Consider the following 19805-nt stretch of genomic DNA (forward strand, 5'->3'; position numbering starts at 1 on the left):
GTCTATTCGGCGGGTTCGCGCTGCGGCACCAGCGCGGCACGGATCGCGCCCGCGTCCACATCGTCGTGCTCGGCGATGACGACCAGACGTCCGCGCCGGTCCTCGCCCGGCTTCCAGGGCCGGTCGTATTGATGCCGCACCCGCGCCCCCACCGCCTGCACCAGCAGCCGCATCGGCTTGCCCGCGACGGCGGCATAGCCCTTAACGCGCAGGATGTTGCGGGTCCGCGCCAGCGTCTCGATCCGCGCGGCCAGGTCGGCCGGATCGGCCAGTTCGGGGATCTCGATCACCACGCTTTCGAAATCGTCGTGATCGTGATCGGCGGCACCGTCGTGATGCGACGGGCGCGCGGCGATGTCGTCCTCGGCGGCCTTGCCCAACCCCAGCACGATGCGCGGATCGACGGCGCCCTCGGCCACCTCGACGATGGGCAGCGGGCGCGGCGCCTCGGCCAGCACGACCTGCCGCGCGCGGGCCACGCCGTCCGGCCCGGCAAGATCGGGCTTGGTCAGCAGCACGATGTCGGCGCAGGCGATCTGGTCCTCGAACACCTCGGACAAGGGCGTTTCGTGGTCGAGGCTGTCATCGGCCAGCCGCTGCGCGTCCACCCGCGCCACGTCAGGCGCGAAGCGCCCCGCCGCCACCGCCTCGGCATCGGCCAGCGCGATCACGCCGTCCACGGTGATGCGCGACCGGATATCGGGCCAGTCGAACGCCTTTAGCAGCGGCTTGGGCAGCGCCAGGCCGCTGGTTTCGATCAGGATGTGGTCGGGGCGCGGAACCAGCGCCATCAGCGCCTCGATCGTGGGGATAAAATCGTCGGCCACGGTGCAGCAGATGCAGCCGTTGGCAAGCTCGACGATGTTCTCCTCGGGGCAGTCGGGGATGGCGCAGCCCTTCAGGATCTCGCCGTCCACGCCCACATCGCCGAATTCGTTGACGATCACCGCCAGCCGCCGGCCCTGCGGATCGGACATCAGATGCCGGATCAGCGTCGTCTTGCCCGATCCCAGAAATCCGGTGACGACGGTGACGGGCAGCTTTTCCAGCCCGGATTTGAAATCAGACATCGGCCTTCTCCTTCAAGGTGGGGGGTGGGACGCGCGCGATGCAGTTGCGCTTGAAATGGTCGGGCCGGGCGCGCCAGGGGATCAGCCCGTCGGCGGTCGCGGCATAAAGCGCCGCCCCCTCCAGCAGCATCGCCACATCGCGATCCTCGTGCAGCGCGCCATAGACATAGGTCCAGCGTCCGGCCCCGCGCAAAGCCACAGTGCAGCCGCCTTCGCAATTCTGAAGGCACTCGACGCCCGTGACCGCCACCGAGGCGCCCGCCGCGCGCAGGTTGTCGTGCAGCGCCTGGCCGGGACGGCGCGCGTCGTCTGGCGCGTCCGTGCCGCGGCGGCACTTCACGCAGACAAGCAGCTCGACCGCATCTTCGGCATTCCCGGCATCGCACATGTCGCAGCCCATCGCCTTGGACCGGGCCGGATGACGGGCGGTTGCAATCCATCCCCCCGACACCAGGGCACCCCGCCCGGTTTCGTCGTCGCCGATGGCAGGTCTCCCGGCTTGCGAAGGTCAGGGATCCTGACGGTCGCCCGCCTTCCCGGCCTGTCGGCCAGTGGCATCGGGCGACCCCTTCGGTCACGGTCGCGGGGGCGGCTGCGCCCTGCCGGGCGGTCCCGGTCGCGCATTCCCTTTTCACCTGTTTACACAGGCACCATCGGAATGCGACATGCGGCCCAACGACCGAACTTGTCAAGCGCAAGGCCCCGCCATGGATGACACGACCGCCCGCCATAACGAGAAGATGAAGCGCATCAAGGCCGCGCGCGACGAGATGATGAAGTCGAAGACCGAGGAAAAGGGCCTGATCGTCGTCCATACCGGCAAGGGCAAGGGCAAGTCGTCGGCCGCGTTCGGCATGGTCATGCGCTGCATCGCTCATTCCATGCCCTGCGCCGTCGTGCAGTTCATCAAGGGCGACTGGGAAACGGGCGAGAGGACGCTTCTGCGTGACCGCTTCGCCGAGGAATGCCGCTTTTTCGTTTCGGGCGAGGGGTTCACATGGGAAACGCAGGACCGCGACCGCGACATCGCCCGCGCGCGGGACGGCTGGCGCATCGCCAAGGACCAGATCCGCGACCCCGCCATCCGCTTCGTCCTGCTGGACGAGATCAACATCGCGCTGCGCTACGATTACCTCGACATCGACGAGGTGGTGGATTTCCTGCTGACCGAAAAGCCGCCCATGACCCATGTCGTGCTGACCGGCCGCAACGCGAAGCCCGAACTGATCGAGGCCGCCGACCTCGTGACCGAGTTCGAGGTGGTCAAGCACCCGTTCCGCGACGGGATCAAGGCGCAGAAGGGGATCGAGTTCTGACGCACCGCGGGTCCGGGGGCTGACGCCGTGGCGCGCGCGCTGATGATCCAGGGCACCGGGTCGAATGTCGGCAAGTCGCTGCTGGTGGCGGGGCTGTGCCGCGCGGCGCGCCTGCGCGGGCTGTCCGTCGCGCCCTTCAAGCCGCAGAACATGTCCAACAACGCCGCCGTGACCGGGGATGGCGGCGAGATCGGGCGCGCGCAGGCGTTGCAGGCGCTGGCCTGCGGATTGGCCCCGCATACCGACATGAACCCCCTCCTGCTCAAGCCCGAAACCGAGACGGGCGCGCAGGTCGTCGTGCAAGGCCGCCGCGTGGCCAGCCTGCGCGCCCGCGACTACGCCGAGATGAAGCCTGCCTTGATGGCCCCGGTGCTGGAAAGCTTCGCCCGCCTGCGCGCCCGGCACGATCTGGTCCTGGTCGAGGGCGCCGGCAGCCCGGCCGAGGTGAACCTGCGACAAGGCGACATCGCCAATATGGGATTCGCCGCCGCCGCCGACGTGCCGGTGATCCTTGCGGGCGACATCGACCGGGGCGGCGTCATCGCGCAGATCGTCGGCACGCAGGCGGTGCTGGACGCCGCCGATGCCGCCCGCGTCGCGGGCTTCGTCGTCAACCGCTTCCGCGGCGATCCGCGCCTTTTCGACGACGGCTATGCGATGATCGGGGCGCGCACCGGCTGGCGCGGCTACGGCGTCGTGCCGTGGTTCGCGGATGCGTGGAAACTGCCCGCCGAAGACGCGCAGGACATCGCCGCGCGCGCCGGCGGACGCGGCCAGGGGGCGGGGCAGGGGCAGGGGGGGGCTTCACATCGTCTGCCTGCGCCTGTCGCGGATCGCCAATTTCGACGATCTCGATCCGCTAACGCAGGAACCGGGCGTGCGCCTGACGATGCTCGGGGCGGGCCGCGCGCTGCCCGGCGATACCGACATCGCGATCCTGCCCGGCACCAAATCGACCCGCGGCGACCTGGCCTTCCTGCGCGCGCAGGGATGGGACGGCGATCTGGCCGCGCATCTGCGGCGCGGCGGCCATATCCTGGGCATTTGCGGCGGGTATCAGATGCTGGGGCGCAAGGTCGCGGATCCACTGGGGCTGGAAGGGCCGGCGGGCGACACGCCCGGTCTGGGATTTCTGGATGTCGGGACGACGATGATGCCGCGCAAGGATCTGACCGAACGCCGCGCCGTCCATGCCGCCACCGGCACGCCCTTTCGCGGCTATGAAATCCATATCGGCCGCACCGAAGGCCCCGACCGCGCACGGCCCTTCGCGCATGTGGACGGCGCGCCCGAAGGATCGGTCGGCGCCGATGGCCGCGTGGCGGGCAGCTATCTGCACGGCATGTTCCGCGACGACGCCTTCCGCGCCGCGTGGCTTGCGGGCTTCGGCACGCCGTCGCGGGGCGGCTACGAGGCCGGCGTCGATGCCACGCTCGACGCGCTGGCCCGGCATCTCGAATCGCATCTCGACGTGGCGGCCCTGATCGCCGCCGCGCGCTGAGGCAGGGTCGGAATGGGTATTTGTGGAAAGATGAAAGCTAGGCCAGGGCCTCGATCAGGCCGGGCAGCGTCGTCCAGTCGTCGAAGGCGGCGTCGTGCGGCGTCTCGGCCAGCGGCGCATGCAGATAGCCGCGCGTGAACAGCGCGAAGGGCATCCCCGCCGCGCGCGCGGTCTGCGCGTCCACCTCGCTGTCGCCGACGAAGATGCACCGATCCGCGTGCAGGTCGCGCATCGCCGCGCGCAAGGGGGCGGGGTCGGGCTTGCGCTGCGGCAGGCTGTCGCCGCCGACGATCGCGCCGAAGCGGTCGGCGATGCAGAAATGCGCCAGCACCGCGCGGGTGGGGGCGATGGGCTTGTTGGTGCAAAGTCCCAGCGGGTGGCCCGCCCGCGCCAGCCTGTCCAGCGCCGCCAACGCGCCCGCATAGGGTCGCGTCAGATCGACCGCGCGTTCGTATCTGTCCAGGAACGCCGCCAGCAGCCGCGCATGCAGCGCGTCGTCGCGGCCCAGCCCCGCTTCGGCCATCGCGCGCCGGATCAGCGCCGGGGCGCCGTCGCCGATGAAATCGCGCATGCGCGCCAGGCTCAGCGTCCGGCCGCCCGCTTCCGCCAGCACCGCATTGCAGGCCGCATGGATGTCGGGCGCACTGTCGATCAGCGTGCCGTCGAGGTCGAAGATCGCCGCGATCATGCCGCCCACTAGCCTGCCCGGCCGCGGCGCGAAAGGACGATCCGGCAAACCGGTTGCGTTCCGGGCGGGGGTCTGTTTTGCTTTGCGCATGGCGGCACTCAAGATCGCCCCGCAACAGGGAGCCTCGATGCTCAAGGCCAGGGACGACCAGCACGCCTTCGTCGCGTTCGAACGGGTGCAGAAAAGCTATGACGGCGAAAACCTCGTCGTGAAGGATCTGAACCTCGACATCGCGCGGGGCGAATTTCTGACGATGCTCGGGCCGTCGGGGTCCGGCAAGACCACCTGCCTGATGATGCTGGCGGGGTTCGAGACCGCCACCCACGGCGAGATTCGGCTTGACGGGCGCGAGATCAACAACATCCCGCCGCACAAGCGCGGCATCGGCATGGTGTTCCAGAACTACGCGCTTTTTCCGCATATGAGCGTGGCCGAGAACCTGTCCTTCCCGCTCGAGGTCCGCAAGATCGGCAAGTCTGACCGCGAGGCGAAGATCAAGCGCGCGCTCGACATGGTGCAGATGGGCGATTTCGCCGGTCGCCGCCCCGCCCAGCTTTCGGGCGGCCAGCAGCAGCGCATCGCGCTGGCCCGCGCGCTGGTGTTCGAACCGGAACTGGTGCTGATGGACGAACCGCTCGGCGCGCTCGACAAGCAGTTGCGCGAGACGCTGCAATTCGAGATCACCAATCTGGCGCACCAGCTTGGCATCACCACGGTCTATGTCACCCACGACCAGACCGAGGCGCTGACCATGTCCGACCGCGTCGCCGTCTTCGACGACGGGCGCATCCAGCAGCTCGCCCCGCCGGACGAGCTCTACGAACAGCCGCAGAACAGCTTCGTCGCGCAGTTCATCGGCGAAAACAATACCCTGACCGGCACCGTGTCGAAGATCGACGCCAGGACCTGCGTCGTGCGCCTCGACAGCGGCGAGGAGATCGACGCCGTGCCCGTCAACGTGACCGAGGTGGGCGAGACGACGCTGATCAGCATCCGCCCCGAACGGGTGGAGATCGACCCGCAGCTCGGCCCGAACGCCCACACGCTTCAGGCCGAGGTGCTGGAATTCATCTACATGGGCGACGTGTTCCGCACGCGCCTGCGGGTGGCGGGGCGCGACGATTTCATCGTCAAGACCCGCAACCGCGCCGATCAGGTGCGCCTGAACCCCGGACAGCAGGTCAGCATCGGCTGGCTGCCGCAGGATTGTCGCGCGCTCGACCGCTAGCCGCATACCCATCGCCCCGGCCCGGCGGCGACGGCGACAACAAGAACGGGCATGACAACAAGGAGAACGACATGAAACGCACGACTTCGATGCTTCTGGCAAGCGCCGCGCTGGCCGCGTCCCCCGCACTGGCGCAGGACATGGCCGACGAGATGACGATCGTCAGCTGGGGCGGTGCCTATCAGAACAGCCAGCTCAAGGCCTATGTCGAGCCGTATCAGGAAATGCACCCCGAGGTTAAGGTCGTCTGGGACGAGTCCTCGGCCGAGGCGGTGGCCAAGCTGCGCGCCCAGAACGAGGCGGGCAACCTGACCTGGGATCTGGTCGACGTCACCGCCGCCGACGCCATGCGCCTATGCGACGAAGGGCTGGCGATGGAGATCGACCCCGACGAATTGCTGGCCGAAGCCCCCGACGGCACCCCCGCATCCGAGGATTTCGGCGAGGAGATGCTGGTCAGCGACTGTTTCATCCCCCAGATCGCCTATTCCTACACGTTCGGCTATCGCACGGACGTTGACGAATGGAACGGCGAGGTTCCCACGGAAATCTGCGACGTTTTCGACCTCGAGAAGTTTCCGGGCAAGCGCAGCCTTGAAAAGCGGCCGCACAACAACCTCGAATGGGCGCTGATGTGCAGCGGCGTTCCGATGGACGAAGTCTATGACAAGCTCGAGACGGACGAGGGCATCCAGATGGCGCTCGACAAGCTCGACACCATCAAGGACGAAACCGTCTGGTGGACCTCTGGCGCCGAAACGCCGCAGCTTCTGGCCGATGGCGAAGTCGTGTTCGGCTCCAGCTATAACGGCCGTCTGTTCAGCGTGATCGTGGAGCAGGATCAGCCGGTCGACATGATGTGGGATGCGCAGGCCTATGACCTCGACGGCTGGGTGATCCCCGAAGGGCTGGACGAACCGACGCTCGCCCGCGTCAAGGATTTCCTTTATTTCGCCACCGACACGCAGCGTCTGGCGGATCAGGCGAAATACATCTCCTATGGTCCGGCGCGCAAATCCTCGGCTCCGATGGTCAGCCAGCATGCCGATCTTGGCATCGACATGGCGCCGCACATGCCGACGAACCCCGACAATGCCAGCAACGCCTTCGTGATCAACTATGAATGGTGGGCGGATTACCGTGACGATCTGGATGCCCGCTTCCAGTCGTGGCTGGCCCAGTAAACCGGACGGCAGGGGCGGCTTCGGCCGCCCCTTCACCCGCAGGAGGCGCAGATGCCCAAAGGCTACATCATCGGCCACATCACCGTCACGGACCCCGACGCTTACCGCGAATATGTCGAACGTGACACGCCGATCCTGACGGCCCTGGGCGGCCGCTTCATCGTGCGGGGGGGCGCGTCCGAAACCCCCGAAGGCCAGTCGCAGAACCGCCATGTGGTGATCGAGTTCGACAGCTACGCCGCCGCCCGCGCCGCCTATGACGACCCTGCCTATCAGGAAGTCGCCGACATCCGCCGCCGCACCGCCGACAGCACCATCATCCTGGTCGAGGGCACCGAATGAGCCGATCCAGCGTCACCGGCCCCGACGCCTTCACCGGCACCACGCCCGACACGGCCCTGCGCACGGCGGATGCCGAACAGAAGGGCGCGATGCTGGCCGCGGACGGGACGCCGCTCAAGCGGTCTCTGAACCGTGCGCTTCGGGCGCAGAAGCTGCGGGCGCTGGCGCTGATCGCGCCGCTGCTGCTGTTCGTCGTCATCACCTTCATCGCGCCCATCGCCGACATGCTGTTCCGCTCGGTCGAGAATCAGATCGTCGTCGAAACGCTTCCCCGCACGGTCGCCACGCTGGACGAATGGGACGGCGACGGCCTTCCGGACGACGCGACGTTTCAGGCCCTGTCCGTCGATCTGTCCGTCGCGGCCGAGCTGAAGACCCATACCCGCCTAGGCAGCCGCCTGAATTATGAAAACACCGGCCTGTCGTCGCTTTTCCGCAAGTCGGGCCGCGGCGTGGACGAGATCGGCGAGGGTTATCTCGACCAGTTCGTCGCCGTGAACCCCGCTTGGGAGGATCCGCTGGTCTGGGCCGAGCTGATGGGCGATCCCGCCTGGCTGGCCCAGGCGCGCGAGGCCGACGGCGCCGGCCCCCGGTTCGAACTGGCGGCCGGCATCGACGAGATCCTGCCGCGCACCGCCGATGCCTATACCGCCTTCGCCGACATCGTGCAGACGGTCGACAACGACAATCCGGCCGACGAAGAACCCTGGGCCATTGTCTATCAGATGCTCTATCTCGACCTGATGGATGCGCCGCAGATCGACGGCCCCCCGCTTCTGGCCGAAGCCGCGGCCGCCGTGCCGGGTTTCGCCACATTCCCCGCGCGCGAAGGCTTTGCCGAAATCGACGACGGCTGGACCGACCCCGCGACATGGCGCACGATCAAGACCTTTTCCGGCCCCTATACGTCGGGCTATTTCCTGACCGCCGCCGATCTGCGCCTGACCCCCGACGGCATCCAGCGCGAACCCGAAGAGACGCGCATCTACGCCACGTTGTTCGGGCGCACGATGTTCATGTCGCTGACCATCATGGGCTGCTGCATCCTGCTGGGCTATCCCATCGCGTTCCTTCTGTCGAACCTGCCGATGCGCACCTCGAACATCCTGCTGATCCTGGTGCTGCTGCCCTTCTGGACCTCGCTTCTGGTGCGGACCTCGGCATGGAAGGTGCTGCTTCAGGAACAGGGCGTCATCAACGACATCCTCGTCTGGATCGGCCTCGTATCCGACGGCAACCGGCTGGCGCTCATCAACAATCAGGCCGGCACGATCATCGCCATGACGCATATCCTGTTGCCCTTCATGATCCTGCCGCTCTATTCGGTGATGAAGACCATCCCGCCCAGCTACATGCGCGCCGCCAAATCTTTGGGCGCGACCGACTGGACGGCGTTCTGGCGCGTCTATTTCCCGCAATCGGTGCCGGGCATCGGGGCGGGATGCATCCTCGTCTTCATCCTGTCCATAGGCTACTACATCACCCCCGAACTGGTCGGCGGCACGACGGGCACGTTCATCTCGAACCGGATCGCCTATCACATCAGCCAGTCGCTCAACTGGGGCCTCGCCGCGGCGCTGGGCACGATCCTGCTGGCCTTCGTGCTGGCGCTCTACTGGATCTACGACCGCATCGTCGGCATCGACAACGTCAGCCTGGGATAGGAGAGACAGATGGGCCTTCCCCCCTATGCCAGCACCGGCCAGAAAATCTGGCACTACACGTTCCTCGTCATCTGCGGGTTGATCTTCTTCTTCCTGATCGCACCCATCGTCACGATCATCCCGCTATCCTTCAACGCCGAGAATTTCTTTACCTTCACCCCCGGTATGCTGGCCTTCGACCCGGACGCCTATTCGCTCAAGCATTACCGGGACTTCTTCACCAATCCCGACTGGCAGCAGGCGCTGGCCAATTCCGTCCGCATCGCGCCGGTGGCGACGCTGCTGTCGGTGACGCTGGGCACGCTGGCGGCGGTGGGCCTGTCGCAATCGCACGTGCCGTTCCGCCGGCTGATCATGGCGATCCTGATCTCGCCCATGATCGTCCCGCTGATCATCTCGGCCGCCGGGATGTATTTTTTTTACAGCCGCATCGGGTTGCAGGGCACCTATCTGGGCGTCGTGCTGGCCCATGCGGCGCTGGGCATCCCCTTCGTCATCATCACCGTGACGGCGACGCTGGTGGGCTTCGACCGCTCGCTGACCCGTGCCTCGGCCAATCTGGGGGCGGGGCCGGTGCGCACCTTCTTCCGGGTGCAGATGCCGCTGATCCTGCCCGGCGTCATCTCGGGCGGGCTGTTCGCCTTCATCACGTCCTTCGACGAGGTGGTCGTCGTGCTGTTCGTCGGATCCGCGGCGCAAAAGACTTTGCCGTGGCAGATGTTCATAGGGTTGCGCGAACAGATATCGCCCACCATATTGGCCGTAGCGACGATCCTTGTCGTGATCTCCATCGCGCTGCTGACCGTGGTGGAACTTCTGCGGCGCCGATCCGAACGCCTGCGCGGCCTCTCGCCCGCGTGATCGTCGGAAACCGTACCAACTCGCTTCTGTAATCGAATATTGCCAATATGTTAGCTGACGACAGTATCCGCACGCTTTCCGGGCGCGGGTGCCAGGGGTTCGGCGCGCGCCCTTGCCCACCAACGATCCGGCGGGCCTGTCGTGCCACAGAACGTTTCTTCCAGCGACTCGGACCTGACGCGGAACCTGATCCTTCATGATCTTCCGCCCTCGACGCTGGGCGTTCTGAAAGCCCACCTCGAACCCGTCGAACTGACGCGCCGGATGCCGCTGGAACTGGCCGGCCGGCCCATCGACCATGCCTATTTCCCCATCACCGGCGTCGCCTCGACCGTGGCGCGCGGCGTCGGCGATCACCGGATCGAGGTTTCGCTTTACGGCCGCGACGGCATGTCGGGCGCCGCCGTCCTTCTGGGCGCCGACCGCACCCCGAACGAAACCTACATGCAGGTGCCCGGCCGGGGCTTCCGCATGCCGTCCGACACCCTGCGCCGCGCGGCGTCCGAATGCGCCGCCCTGCGCGAACGGATGCTGCTTTATGTTCAGGCCTCCATCGTCCAGATGTCGCAGACCGCGCTGTCGAACGGTCGCAACACGCTGGAAGAACGGCTCGCCCGCTGGCTGCTCATGTGCCACGACCGGACCGAGGACGACGTTCTGACGCTCACCCACGATTTCATCTCGGTCATGCTGGGCGTCCGGCGGCCCGGCGTCACCGTGGCGCTTCAGACACTGGAACGCCGCGGCCTGATCCGTGCCATGCGCGGCCGGATCCGGGTCGAGGATCGCGACGGTCTGGAACAGGCCGCCGCCGGCAGCTACGGCCGCGCCGAACGCGAATACATGCGCCTCATGCGATTCGAGGGATCATTTCGAGAGGCAAGTCAACCCGGAAGCAGGCGCCCCGATCCGTCGGAATGACGCCGATGGTTCCGTCAAGCTCTTCCAGGATCGCCTGCACGATCTTCAGCCCCATCCCGTTGCAGGACGCGATGTCGAACCCCTCGGGCAGCCCCGCGCCGTCGTCCATCACCGACAGCATCAGCCGCCGCGCCCCGACCGGAAGGATCGAGACGACGATGTTCACCTTGCCGCCATCCTCGCGCCCGTGCTTGGCCGCGTTCAGCACCAGTTCGTTCACCAGCACCACCAGCTTGATCGCCACCGACGCGCGCACCACCACGGGCCGCGACCGCAGGCTCAGCACCGTGCCGGCCGCCGACCCCATTACCGACCCCAGCTCGTCCAGCAGCGCGCCCAGATCCAGCGGCCCCCGGTCGTTCAGCCGCGCCAGATGCATGTGGAACCGCGACATCGCCTTCAGTCGGGTTTCCGCCTCGACCAGCGCCGCCCGCGCCTCGCTGTCGGCAACCTCGCGCCGCTTCATCGCCAGCATGCTCGCCGCCAGTTGCAGGCCGTTGGCGATCCGGTGATCGACCTCGCCCCGTTCGCGCGCCTGTTCCGCCAACCTGGCGTGACAGGCTTCCAACTCGGCTTCCAAATTTCGGGCGACGCTCGAATGCGGCATCTGCGTCCCTCCAGACAACGGGCCAGATTGATACAACGTTAATGATTAGCTAGCCGTCTCCTCAACGGCGAGTAAAGTACGAAATCGAACGGACAGGCCATATGCTGCCGAGTTGTACGTTTCGGGCGTTGAGATGTACAAATTGTACGTTTCAGGGCAGGATCAGCAGCCAGATCCACACCGTGCCGATGCTCAGCACCGTGGCGATCAGCACCGCCGACGCTGCCACGCGCCGGGCCGCGCCATACATGTTGGCAAAGATATAGCTGTTGACCCCAGGCGCCATCGCCCCCGTCAGAACCGCCGCGCGCAATTGTTCTACAGAGAGCTTCATCGCCGTTCCCAGCCCGAATGCAACCGTCGGATGCAGGATCAGCGATACCCCGCAAACCCACAGGATGACACGCATATCCCCCTCGGGCCGATAACGAACCAGCACCCCGCCCAGCCCGAACAGGGCGGCCGGAAGGGCCGCGCGAACGATCAGATCCAGCGCATCCGCGACGATGCCGGGCAGGGGCAGCCCTGTCAGGTTCACCGCCAGCCCCAGCGCGATCCCGATCACCAGCGCATTGCGAAACATGGCCCGCAACACCTTGATCGGCAACGATTTCAGCGGCTCGTCCCCCGACCGGACCAGCTCCATCGCGGTGACGCCCACCAGATAGCAGAACGGCGCATGCATCGCGATGATGGCATAGTTGTATTGCAGCGTCCCGTCGCCGAAAGCGCGTTCCGTGATCGGCAGACCCAGCAGCACCGAGTTGGAAAAAAGCCCGCAAAATCCGATGGCTACGCTGTCCGCCCACGACCGCCCGAAGATCAGCCGCCCCCCCAGCAGCCCCGCCACGAACCCCGACGCCGCCCCCAGATAGAAGCTGGCCAGCAACGGCGCCGGAAACCCGGCCTGTAGATCCAGCGTCGCGATGGACTGGAACAAAAGGCAGGGAATGGCGAAGTTCTGCGTGAACTTCATCAGCCCGTCCACCCCGCTGTCGCTGAAAAACCCTTTCCAGACAGCAAGGTAGCCGAAACCGATCACCAGAAAGACCGGCAGGATGACGTCCAGAAGCGCGCTCAATCGGCAGGCGCGGGCAGGGTCAGCACCATTCCGTCGAAGGCAGGCTCCACCCCCTCCGGCAACTCGTCCAGCAGCGTCCGGTAATCCAGATCGACATGCATGTTCGTCACGACTGCCCGCTCCGGTTCGACCCGCGCGATCCAGTCCAGGGTCTGCGCCAGATGCGAATGGGTCGGATGCGGCTTGCGCCGCAGCGCGTCGATGACCAGAATATCCAGGCCTTCCAGCGCTTTCCAGGCCGCGTCCGTCATCGTCGCGACATCGGGCAGATAGACCAGCCCGCCGATCCGAAACCCCAGCGCGTCGATTCCGCCATGTCCGACCGTGAAAGGCGCGGCCACGATTTCGCCACCCTTGCCGCTTACGCGCACCGGCCCGGCAATCTCGTTCATTTGCAGGATGGGGGGATAGGACGACCCTTCCGGCGTGACGAAAACGTAATCGAACCGTTGTTCCAATGCCTTACGGGTAAAATGGTCGGCCCAGACCGCCAGCCGCTCGCCCGTGTTGAAGACGATCATCCGCAGATCGTCGATCCCATGGCAATGATCGGCATGCGAATGGGTGAAAAGCACCGCATCCAGCACCCCCACCCCCGCATCCAGCAGTTGCGCGCGCAAATCCGGCGACGCGTCGATCAACACCCGCGTCGTGCCGTCGGGGCCGATTCGTTCCACCAGCATCGAACAGCGGCGGCGAAGGTTGCGCGGCTCGGCCGGGTCGCAATCGCCCCACAGCCCGCCCAGCCGCGGCACCCCGCCCGACGATCCGCATCCCAGGACGGTAAAGCGCAGCGTGTCGGTCATGCGGGCCGCCACGCGGCTGCCTTGTTGAAAAGACGGTCGAAATTGGCTTCGGTCGCTGCCGCAAGCGCGGCCAGGTCGAGCCCCAGATGCTCGGCCACGATCCCGGCGGTCAGCATGGTGAAGGCAGGTTCGTTGCGTTTGCCGCGATGGGGCGGCGGGGCCAGATAGGGGCTATCCGTCTCGACCAGCAGCCGATCGCGTGGCGCGGCGGCGAAAATGTCGCGCAAGACCCCCGATTTCGGGAACGCCGCGATGCCCGAGATCGAAAGGTAGAATCCGAGGTCCAGCGCCGCGCGCGCCAGCGCCTCCGACGAGGAGAAACAATGCATCACGCAGGAAAACGCCCCCGCGTCATGCTCGTCGGTCAGGATCCGCGCGATGTCGTCGTCGGCGTCGCGCGCATGGACAATCAGCGGCAACCCGGTGCGGCGCGCGGCCTCGATATGGATGCGCAGGCTTTCCTTCTGCGCCTCGGCGCTGTCCGACGTATAGTGGTAGTCCAGCCCCGTCTCGCCGATCCCGACCATCTTGGGATGCGACGCAAGTTCGACAAGCTGGTCCACGCCGGCCATCGGATCCTTGGCGACGCTCATCGGATGGGTCGCTGCGGCCCAGAAGACCGGATCGTAAGCCTCGCTGATTGCACGGATTTTCGGGGCGTCGTGCAGGCGGGTGCAGATCGTCACCATCCGCCGCACCCCGGCATCCACGGCGCGCGCAACCACATCGTCCCGAATGCCGTCGAAATCGGGGAAGTCGAGGTGACAATGGCTGTCGGTCAAAGTGATCATAGAATGCCTTGCGGATCAGGTCCGCAGGATCGCGCGGCCGGTCTCGTCCATCGTCAGGATCGTATCGAGGATGAGCGCCGAAGGGTCAAGGTTGACCGCCGTGCCATGCGCCAGCCGCCCGGCGATCTGCGGCTGCACCTGCGCCCAGGCCCGCCCGGCGGCGGCATCGGGTGCGAACCGTTTCAGCATCCCCGCCTCGCCCCGCGCAGCTTCGGCGTCGGGCGCGATCCCCGCCCCCTGCCGCGCCAACCGCGCCAGAAGCAGGTCGATCAGCCGCACCAGCGCATCGAAGCGCGCCGCGTTGGCGGCCCCGGCAAGGCCATCGGCCAGTTTCAGCAGCCGGGGGCGGTCTATTCCGTCGTCAGCGAAAAGCGCCACGAGGTCGGCATAGATGGCCGGTCCGTCCTCTTGCAGCAGCCGCGCCGCTTCGCCCACCGACCCGGCGGCAAGCTGCGCCAGAACCGGACCGTCGCCGCCCGGATCGAGACCGGCCGCCTTCAGCGCATCGGCCATGTCGGATGCGTTCAGCGGCCCGCATCGCAGCACCCGGCAGCGCGAGCGGATTGTCGGAAGTAGGCGGGCAGGGGCATGGCTGACCAGAAAGAAGACCGTATCGGCAGGCGGTTCTTCCAGCAGCTTGAGGATGGCGTTGGCAGCCTGCACGTTCAACTGATCGGCGCTGTCCACGATGACCGCGCGGCGTCCCCCATCGGCGCTGGACATCTGTAAAAAGGATTTAAGCGCGCGGGCACGGTCCACCGTGATATCGCGGCGCAGCGTCCCGGTGCGGGGATCCGCGCCCGGCCGCAGCAGGAAAAGCCGAGGTTCCGACAAGGCGGCGATGCGCGATGCGACCGGATGATCGTCAGCGATGTCGAGGGTTTCGGCGGATTGCGGGGCCGCCAGCAGGAAGCGCGCCAGCCGCCAGGCAAACGTGGCCTTGCCGACGCCGCGCGGCCCGGTGATCAGCCAGGCATGGTGCAGCCGATCCCCGATGAAGGCCGACAGGAACGCGCGTTCGGCGGTTTGCTGGCCCAGCAACCGGACGGTGTGGCGCGGATGGGGCACACCGGCGACACGGTCGGGTTCGTATTCGACGGGATCAGCCAAGGCTTCGACCCCGGAAAGCGGCAAACACGTCCTGCGCGATAGCATCGGCCGGGCGGTTGCCGTCGATGACCACGATGCGCCGGGGATGACACTTTGCGAGGTCGAGGAAAGCCGCGCGCATGCGGGTCTGCATCGCGGCGCCCATGCTTTCGAACCGCGATTCGCCGCCGCGCGCATCAGCACGGGAAAGGGCCGCGACCGGATCCATGTCCACCAGGAAGGTCAGGTCAGGCTCGGTGCCGATCGTCAGTTCGTGCAGCCGATCCACGGTTTGCCGCAGATCGCCGCGTGTGGTGCCCTGATAGACGCGGGTGCTGTCGGCGAAGCGGTCGCAGATGACGGTCGCGCCGCGATCCAGCGCCGGCCAGACGACGCGCTCCAGGTGGTCGCGGCGGGCGGCGGTGAACAGCAGCAGTTCCGTCTCGGCGGACCAGCGTTCGGCAGGGCCGTTCAGCACCAGCCGGCGGATCTGCTCGGCCCCGTCCGATCCGCCCGGTTCGCGCGTCAGCACAACGTCGCGCCCGGTCCGGCGCAGCGCGTCGGACAAAAGGCGGGCCTGCGTCGTCTTGCCCGATCCGTCGATGCCCTCGAAGCTGACGAACAGGCCGCGGCCGCTCACTCGGCCGGGACCGCGGGCGTCTCGGCGGGCGCGTCGGCGGCACGGTCCCGCAGCGCGCGCGCCATCAGAACCTCGGCCGCCGTGCGCAGATGCGGCACGAACCCGCCGACCGGCACGGCGTTCTCGGCCAGCAGCGGCACTGTCGTATCGGGCAGCCCGGCCAGGCTGATGGTCAGCGTGCCGACTTCCTGACCGGCCTCCAGCGGAGCGGGCAGGGGGTCGAGATAGGTCGCCTCGGCGCTGATGCCGCCCTGTTCCAGCGCGGGGATCAGCAGGGCCGCGTCGCGCGCCGCGACCAGGCCGACGCTGTCGCTTTCGCCCAGCCAGACGGACGCCGTGGCGATGGGCTGCCCCTGCCTGACGACCTGTTTCTGCACGAACTGGCGGAAGGCCCAGTTGACGATGCTTTCGGCTTCCTCGGCGCGGGCCGTGTCGGTGGGCAGGCCGGTAATGACGAAGATGATCCGCCGGTCGCCCTGCGCGGCCGATCCGACAAGACCGTAACCGGCTTCCTGCGTGTGCCCGGTCTTCAGCCCGTCGGCCCCGATGCCAAGCTTGAGCAGCGGGTTGCGGTTGAAGCGGTTCTGCGGCGCGCGGTTGTCCCAGGCGAATTCCTTTTCCGCGAAATAGCCGTAATATTCGGGAAATTCTGTGATCAGCCGCGTCGCGAGAAGCCCCAAATCGTGCATCGACATGCGGTGTTCGGGGGCAGGCCAGCCGGTCGAGTTGACGAAGTGCGAATCGTTCATGCCGAGATCGGCGGCGCGCTGGTTCATCATCCGCGCGAACGCTTCCTCGGATCCGGCCAGCCCCTCGGCCACCACGACGCAGGCATCGTTGCCCGACATGACGACGATGCCCTGGATCAGCTCCTCGACGGTGGGGCGGTCGCGTTCGTTGAGGAACATGGTCGATCCGCCCATCGCGCGCGCGGTGGACGAGACGCCGAACCGCGTGTCCATGTCCACGCGTCCGTCGCGCAACGCCTCGAACAGCATGTTCAGCGTCATCAGCTTGGACATCGACGCGGGCGGCAAGGGCGTTTCGGCGTTCTTGGCCAGCAGAACGGTATCCGTCGTCAGGTCATAGACCCAAGCGGCGGAAGCGCGCGTTTCGAACGCGGCCTGCGCGGGCAGCACGGCCAGCATCAGCGCCAGAACTGGCGCCAGGGCAAGGCGGAGGATCATGGCGTTTCCTTTCGCGATCGGAATGGTTGGGTCTGCCCGCAGGGTCGCGGATTAGCCTTCATCGTCGGCCAGGGTTTCGGTGGTGACGGTATCGGTCGAAACCTCGGCAGGATCAGGCGCTTCGCGGCGCAAGGCGGTGACAATCAGCGGCGCGGGCGCGCCGGCCAGCATTCCCAGCGCATCGGCGGCGTCCGAACTGACCTGGAAGGGCGGGCCGGGATTTTCCCGTTCGCGCCGGAAAAGGGCGCCGTTCACCGATTTGCCCGTTTCGGTATTGCGGATCACCACCCGTTCGGGCGTGGCGACGCCCGGATAGGCAACCCAGGTGCCGCCAAGGGACGGCCGCCCGTCCCAAAGGCCCTGCGCTTCCGCGCGAAAGACATCGGGCGCTTCCACATCGACGGATTGGGTCGCGGCCGTCGCGCGCGGGGTGTCGGCGATTTGCGCGCTGTTTCCGACCGGTTGACAACCCGCGGCAAGCAGCACGATACCCAGGCCGGCAGCCCATGCCTTGCGTCTCGCGCCCCTGCTCTCATCCGTCATCGGTCGTCCCCGCAACTTTCACCCGCCGCATGTCTTACATCGCCCCGTCCACCGCGAAAAGCGGATCCGGGCGGGCGAATTGCGGCGAAAGGCGCGCAGTTCCCTGCCCATATGCGCGTTAGCGTTCACGAGCGTTGCAACGATTCGTGAAGGGTGCTTTGACCGAAGCACCAACATATCGGGAGGAGACCGGCCCTATGGCTGACACCCACACAAGAGCCCGCACAGACGGGTCAGGATACTGGAAGGCGAACCTGCGCCTCATCTATATCTGCCTCGCCATCTGGGCGCTGGTCAGCTTCGGCTTCGGCATCCTGCTGCGCCCGCTGCTGTCGGGCATCCGCATCGGCGGGACGGATCTGGGCTTCTGGTTCGCGCAGCAGGGCAGCATCCTGGTCTTCCTCGCGCTGATCTTCTTCTACGCCTGGCGCATGAACAAGCTCGACCGCGATTTCGGCGTCGAGGAGGAATAAGGCATCATGGATCAGTATACCCTCAACCTGCTGGTCGTGGGCGCCAGTTTCGCGCTTTATATAGGCATCGCCATCTGGGCGCGGGCCGGAACCACGGCCGAATTCTATGCCGCCGGACGCGGCGTGCATCCGGTAATGAACGGCATGGCGACCGCCGCCGACTGGATGTCGGCCGCGTCGTTCATTTCGCTCGCCGGCATCGTCGCCTTCGCGGGCTATCCGGCCAGCGCCTATCTGATGGGCTGGACGGGCGGCTATGTGCTGCTGGCGCTGCTGCTGGCGCCCTATCTGCGCAAATTCGGCAAGTTCACCGTGCCCGAATTCATCGGCGACCGGTTCTACAGTTCGGGCGCGCGTCTGGTGGCGGTGATCTGCCTCATCATCGCGTCCACCACCTATGTCATCGGGCAGATGACCGGCGCGGGCGTCGCCTTTTCGCGCTTTCTGGAAGTGTCGAACGAAACGGGGCTCTATATCGGCGCGGCCATCGTCTTCATGTATGCGGTTCTGGGCGGCATGAAGGGCATCACCTATACGCAGGTGGCGCAGTATGTCGTTCTGATCGTCGCCTATACGATCCCGGCGATCTTCATCTCGCTGCAACTGACCGGCAATCCGCTGCCGCCGCTGGGCCTGTTCAGCGACTACACCCCGACCGGAGAGCCGTTGCTGTCGCGGCTGAACGAAGTGGTGCAGGAGCTGGGCTTCACCTCCTATACTGGGCAGGACGGATCGCCGCTGGCGGTGATGAACATGGTGCTGTTCACGCTGTCGCTGATGATCGGCACGGCAGGCCTGCCGCACGTCATCATCCGCTTCTTCACCGTGCCGCGCGTGGCCGATGCGCGGTGGTCGGCGGGATGGGCGCTGGTCTTCATCGCGCTGCTTTACCTGACCTGCCCCGCCGTGGGCGCGATGGCGCGGCTGAACATCGTCGATACGATCTATCCCAACGGCGTCTCGGCCGAGCCCATCGCCTATGACGAGCGGCCCGACTGGATCCGCAACTGGGAAGTCACCGGCCTCATCAACTACGAGGACAAGAACGGCGACGGCCGGATCGAATACTACAACGAAGCCAACCCCGCCTTTGCCGAAGCGGCCGCTGCGCGCGGCTGGGAGGGCAACGAGCTGACCGTCAACAACGACATCCTGGTGCTGGCCAACCCCGAGATCGCGCAGCTTCCCGGCTGGGTCATCGCGCTGATCGCGGCGGGGGGTCTCGCGGCGGCGCTGTCCACGGCGGCGGGGCTGCTGCTTGCGATCTCGTCGGCGGTCAGCCACGACCTGATCAAGGCGTCGATCAATCCCAACATCTCGGAAAAGGGGGAATTGCTGGCCGCCCGGATCTCGATGGCGGTGGCGATCGCGGTGGCGACGTGGCTGGGCCTGAACCCGCCGGGCTTTGCGGCGCAGACCGTGGCACTGGCCTTCGGGATCGCGGCGGCGACGATCTTCCCGGCCTTGATGATGGGCATCTTTTCCACGCGCATCAACAATTCGGGCGCCGTGGCGGGGATGCTGACCGGCCTGATCTTCACGGTGGTCTACATCTTCCTGCACAAGGGCTGGTTCTTCATCCCCGGCACCAACCAGTTCGAGGATACGCTGACCGGGTCGCTGCTGGGCATCCAGTCCACGGCCATCGGCGCGGTGGGGGCGATCCTGAACTTCATCGTCGCCTTCATCGTGGCGCGCAGCACCAGCCCGACGCCCGAGCATATCAAGGAGCTGGTCGAAAGCGTCCGCGTTCCGCGCGGCGCCGGGGCGGCGACGGCCCACTGACCCAACGATCCCGTCCCCATCCGCCCCG

Annotated in this window: 19 protein-coding genes, 2 pseudogenes and 1 riboswitch; of the genes and pseudogenes, 10 read left to right on the plus strand and 11 right to left on the minus strand. The window is 66.7% G+C overall.

Translation table 11 applies throughout. From position 1 onward, the window contains the following. Positions 1-2: 2 nt before the first annotated feature. Together cobW and OCGS_RS02430 are read right to left on the minus strand one after the other, a co-directional pair. Positions 3-1070, minus strand: coding sequence for a cobalamin biosynthesis protein CobW (cobW, locus tag OCGS_RS02425; protein WP_007425634.1), 1068 nt, complete (start codon positions 1068-1070; stop codon positions 3-5). Continuing rightward, positions 1063-1470 carry a DUF1636 family protein gene (locus tag OCGS_RS02430; protein ID WP_007425635.1) on the minus strand — a complete coding sequence of 136 codons (408 nt, stop codon included), beginning with the start codon at positions 1468-1470 and terminating at the stop codon, positions 1063-1065. The genes cobW and OCGS_RS02430 overlap by 8 nt, the downstream gene beginning before the upstream one ends. 67 nt (positions 1471-1537) lie before the next feature. Continuing rightward, a riboswitch (cobalamin riboswitch) is annotated at positions 1538-1740 on the minus strand. A 37-nt stretch (positions 1741-1777) separates the two neighbouring features. On the opposite strand from OCGS_RS02430, the gene cobO reads away from it, so the two are divergent. Both cobO and OCGS_RS02440 read left to right on the plus strand, forming a co-directional pair. Next, entirely contained in the window at positions 1778-2386 is a 609-nt protein-coding gene (cobO, locus tag OCGS_RS02435; protein ID WP_007425637.1) for a cob(I)yrinic acid a,c-diamide adenosyltransferase, read from the plus strand. Between the two features lie 42 nt (positions 2387-2428). Then, a pseudogene (locus OCGS_RS02440) lies at positions 2429-3887 on the plus strand (cobyric acid synthase). Positions 3888-3924: 37 nt separating this feature from the next. Here OCGS_RS02440 and gph read toward each other — a convergent pair. Further along, positions 3925-4575 carry a phosphoglycolate phosphatase gene (gph, locus tag OCGS_RS02445; RefSeq protein WP_040610323.1) on the minus strand — a complete coding sequence of 217 codons (651 nt, stop codon included), beginning with the start codon at positions 4573-4575 and terminating at the stop codon, positions 3925-3927. Between the two features lie 127 nt (positions 4576-4702). Here gph and OCGS_RS02450 point away from each other — a divergent pair, with 127 nt between their 5' ends. From OCGS_RS02450 to OCGS_RS02475, 6 genes and pseudogenes are all read left to right on the plus strand, one after another. Then, on the plus strand, positions 4703-5803 hold the full coding sequence (locus tag OCGS_RS02450) for an ABC transporter ATP-binding protein (protein WP_007425641.1): 1101 nt from the start codon (positions 4703-4705) through the stop codon (positions 5801-5803). 71 nt (positions 5804-5874) lie between these two features. Further along, a complete protein-coding gene (locus OCGS_RS02455; RefSeq protein ID WP_007425642.1) occupies positions 5875-6987 on the plus strand; it encodes an extracellular solute-binding protein in 1113 nt (370 codons plus the stop codon). A gap of 51 nt (positions 6988-7038) precedes the next feature. Continuing rightward, the gene (locus tag OCGS_RS02460; protein WP_007425643.1) at positions 7039-7329 is read left to right on the plus strand and encodes a DUF1330 domain-containing protein; all 291 of its coding nucleotides are present in this window, start codon (positions 7039-7041) and stop codon (positions 7327-7329) included. Next, a complete protein-coding gene (locus OCGS_RS02465; RefSeq protein WP_007425644.1) occupies positions 7326-8993 on the plus strand; it encodes an ABC transporter permease in 1668 nt (555 codons plus the stop codon). Before OCGS_RS02460 ends, OCGS_RS02465 begins: the two co-directional genes overlap by 4 nt. Before the next feature lie 6 nt (positions 8994-8999). Next, positions 9000-9854 (plus strand): annotated as a pseudogene (locus OCGS_RS02470) (ABC transporter permease); the annotation flags it as partial. Between the two features lie 141 nt (positions 9855-9995). Then, a complete protein-coding gene (locus OCGS_RS02475; RefSeq protein WP_238538208.1) occupies positions 9996-10775 on the plus strand; it encodes a Crp/Fnr family transcriptional regulator in 780 nt (259 codons plus the stop codon). Here the strand turns inward: OCGS_RS02475 and OCGS_RS02480 are convergent. From OCGS_RS02480 to OCGS_RS02515, 8 genes are all read right to left on the minus strand, one after another. Beyond that, on the minus strand, positions 10705-11382 hold the full coding sequence (locus OCGS_RS02480; protein ID WP_083848177.1) for a histidine kinase dimerization/phosphoacceptor domain -containing protein: 678 nt from the start codon (positions 11380-11382) through the stop codon (positions 10705-10707). The two genes, OCGS_RS02475 and OCGS_RS02480, sit on opposite strands and share 71 nt — an antisense overlap. 151 nt (positions 11383-11533) lie before the next feature. Then, positions 11534-12463, minus strand: a complete 930-nt coding sequence (locus OCGS_RS02485) for an AEC family transporter (RefSeq protein WP_007425647.1) — start codon at positions 12461-12463, stop codon at positions 11534-11536. After that, positions 12460-13269 (minus strand): MBL fold metallo-hydrolase, encoded by an 810-nt coding sequence (locus tag OCGS_RS02490; RefSeq protein ID WP_040610396.1) that lies wholly within the window; start codon positions 13267-13269, stop codon positions 12460-12462. Before OCGS_RS02490 ends, OCGS_RS02485 begins: the two co-directional genes overlap by 4 nt. After that, entirely contained in the window at positions 13266-14060 is a 795-nt protein-coding gene (locus OCGS_RS14960; protein WP_007425649.1) for a TatD family hydrolase, read from the minus strand. Before OCGS_RS14960 ends, OCGS_RS02490 begins: the two co-directional genes overlap by 4 nt. A gap of 15 nt (positions 14061-14075) precedes the next feature. Next, positions 14076-15170, minus strand: coding sequence for a DNA polymerase III subunit delta' (locus tag OCGS_RS14965; RefSeq protein WP_040610397.1), 1095 nt, complete (start codon positions 15168-15170; stop codon positions 14076-14078). Then, positions 15163-15789, minus strand: coding sequence for a dTMP kinase (gene tmk / locus OCGS_RS02505; protein WP_007425651.1), 627 nt, complete (start codon positions 15787-15789; stop codon positions 15163-15165). Before tmk ends, OCGS_RS14965 begins: the two co-directional genes overlap by 8 nt. Continuing rightward, the gene (locus OCGS_RS02510) at positions 15786-16976 is read right to left on the minus strand and encodes a D-alanyl-D-alanine carboxypeptidase family protein (RefSeq protein WP_007425652.1); all 1191 of its coding nucleotides are present in this window, start codon (positions 16974-16976) and stop codon (positions 15786-15788) included. The genes tmk and OCGS_RS02510 overlap by 4 nt, the downstream gene beginning before the upstream one ends. Before the next feature lie 51 nt (positions 16977-17027). Beyond that, on the minus strand, positions 17028-17519 hold the full coding sequence (locus tag OCGS_RS02515; protein ID WP_420798909.1) for a hypothetical protein: 492 nt from the start codon (positions 17517-17519) through the stop codon (positions 17028-17030). 197 nt (positions 17520-17716) lie between these two features. Between OCGS_RS02515 and OCGS_RS02520 the strand changes: the two genes are divergently transcribed. Together OCGS_RS02520 and OCGS_RS02525 are read left to right on the plus strand one after the other, a co-directional pair. Next, on the plus strand, positions 17717-17992 hold the full coding sequence (locus OCGS_RS02520; RefSeq protein WP_007425655.1) for a DUF4212 domain-containing protein: 276 nt from the start codon (positions 17717-17719) through the stop codon (positions 17990-17992). Between the two features lie 6 nt (positions 17993-17998). Next, complete coding sequence (locus tag OCGS_RS02525) at positions 17999-19777, plus strand: sodium:solute symporter family protein (protein ID WP_007425656.1); 1779 nt, start codon at positions 17999-18001, stop codon at positions 19775-19777. The last annotated feature ends 28 nt before the right edge of the window (positions 19778-19805 follow it).

Source organism: Oceaniovalibus guishaninsula JLT2003 (assembly GCF_000299575.1).
Lineage (GTDB): Bacteria > Pseudomonadota > Alphaproteobacteria > Rhodobacterales > Rhodobacteraceae > Palleronia > Palleronia guishaninsula.

What these genes read in the sequence shown, in the direction of transcription:
- OCGS_RS02430 (WP_007425635.1), bottom strand. Translation starts at nt 1,470, where the DNA reads ATGGGCTGCGACATGTGCGATGCCGGGAATGCCGAAGATGCGGTCGAG.
- OCGS_RS02520 (WP_007425655.1), top strand. Translation starts at nt 17,717, where the DNA reads ATGGCTGACACCCACACAAGAGCCCGCACAGACGGGTCAGGATACTGG.
- gph (WP_040610323.1), bottom strand. Translation starts at nt 4,575, where the DNA reads ATGATCGCGGCGATCTTCGACCTCGACGGCACGCTGATCGACAGTGCG.
- OCGS_RS02515 (WP_420798909.1), bottom strand. Translation starts at nt 17,519, where the DNA reads ATGACGGATGAGAGCAGGGGCGCGAGACGCAAGGCATGGGCTGCCGGC.
- OCGS_RS02450 (WP_007425641.1), top strand. Translation starts at nt 4,703, where the DNA reads ATGCTCAAGGCCAGGGACGACCAGCACGCCTTCGTCGCGTTCGAACGG.
- cobO (WP_007425637.1), top strand. Translation starts at nt 1,778, where the DNA reads ATGGATGACACGACCGCCCGCCATAACGAGAAGATGAAGCGCATCAAG.
- OCGS_RS02510 (WP_007425652.1), bottom strand. Translation starts at nt 16,976, where the DNA reads ATGATCCTCCGCCTTGCCCTGGCGCCAGTTCTGGCGCTGATGCTGGCC.
- OCGS_RS02460 (WP_007425643.1), top strand. Translation starts at nt 7,039, where the DNA reads ATGCCCAAAGGCTACATCATCGGCCACATCACCGTCACGGACCCCGAC.
- OCGS_RS02480 (WP_083848177.1), bottom strand. Translation starts at nt 11,382, where the DNA reads ATGCCGCATTCGAGCGTCGCCCGAAATTTGGAAGCCGAGTTGGAAGCC.
- OCGS_RS14960 (WP_007425649.1), bottom strand. Translation starts at nt 14,060, where the DNA reads ATGATCACTTTGACCGACAGCCATTGTCACCTCGACTTCCCCGATTTC.
- OCGS_RS02465 (WP_007425644.1), top strand. Translation starts at nt 7,326, where the DNA reads ATGAGCCGATCCAGCGTCACCGGCCCCGACGCCTTCACCGGCACCACG.
- OCGS_RS02525 (WP_007425656.1), top strand. Translation starts at nt 17,999, where the DNA reads ATGGATCAGTATACCCTCAACCTGCTGGTCGTGGGCGCCAGTTTCGCG.
- OCGS_RS02490 (WP_040610396.1), bottom strand. Translation starts at nt 13,269, where the DNA reads ATGACCGACACGCTGCGCTTTACCGTCCTGGGATGCGGATCGTCGGGC.
- OCGS_RS02455 (WP_007425642.1), top strand. Translation starts at nt 5,875, where the DNA reads ATGAAACGCACGACTTCGATGCTTCTGGCAAGCGCCGCGCTGGCCGCG.
- cobW (WP_007425634.1), bottom strand. Translation starts at nt 1,070, where the DNA reads ATGTCTGATTTCAAATCCGGGCTGGAAAAGCTGCCCGTCACCGTCGTC.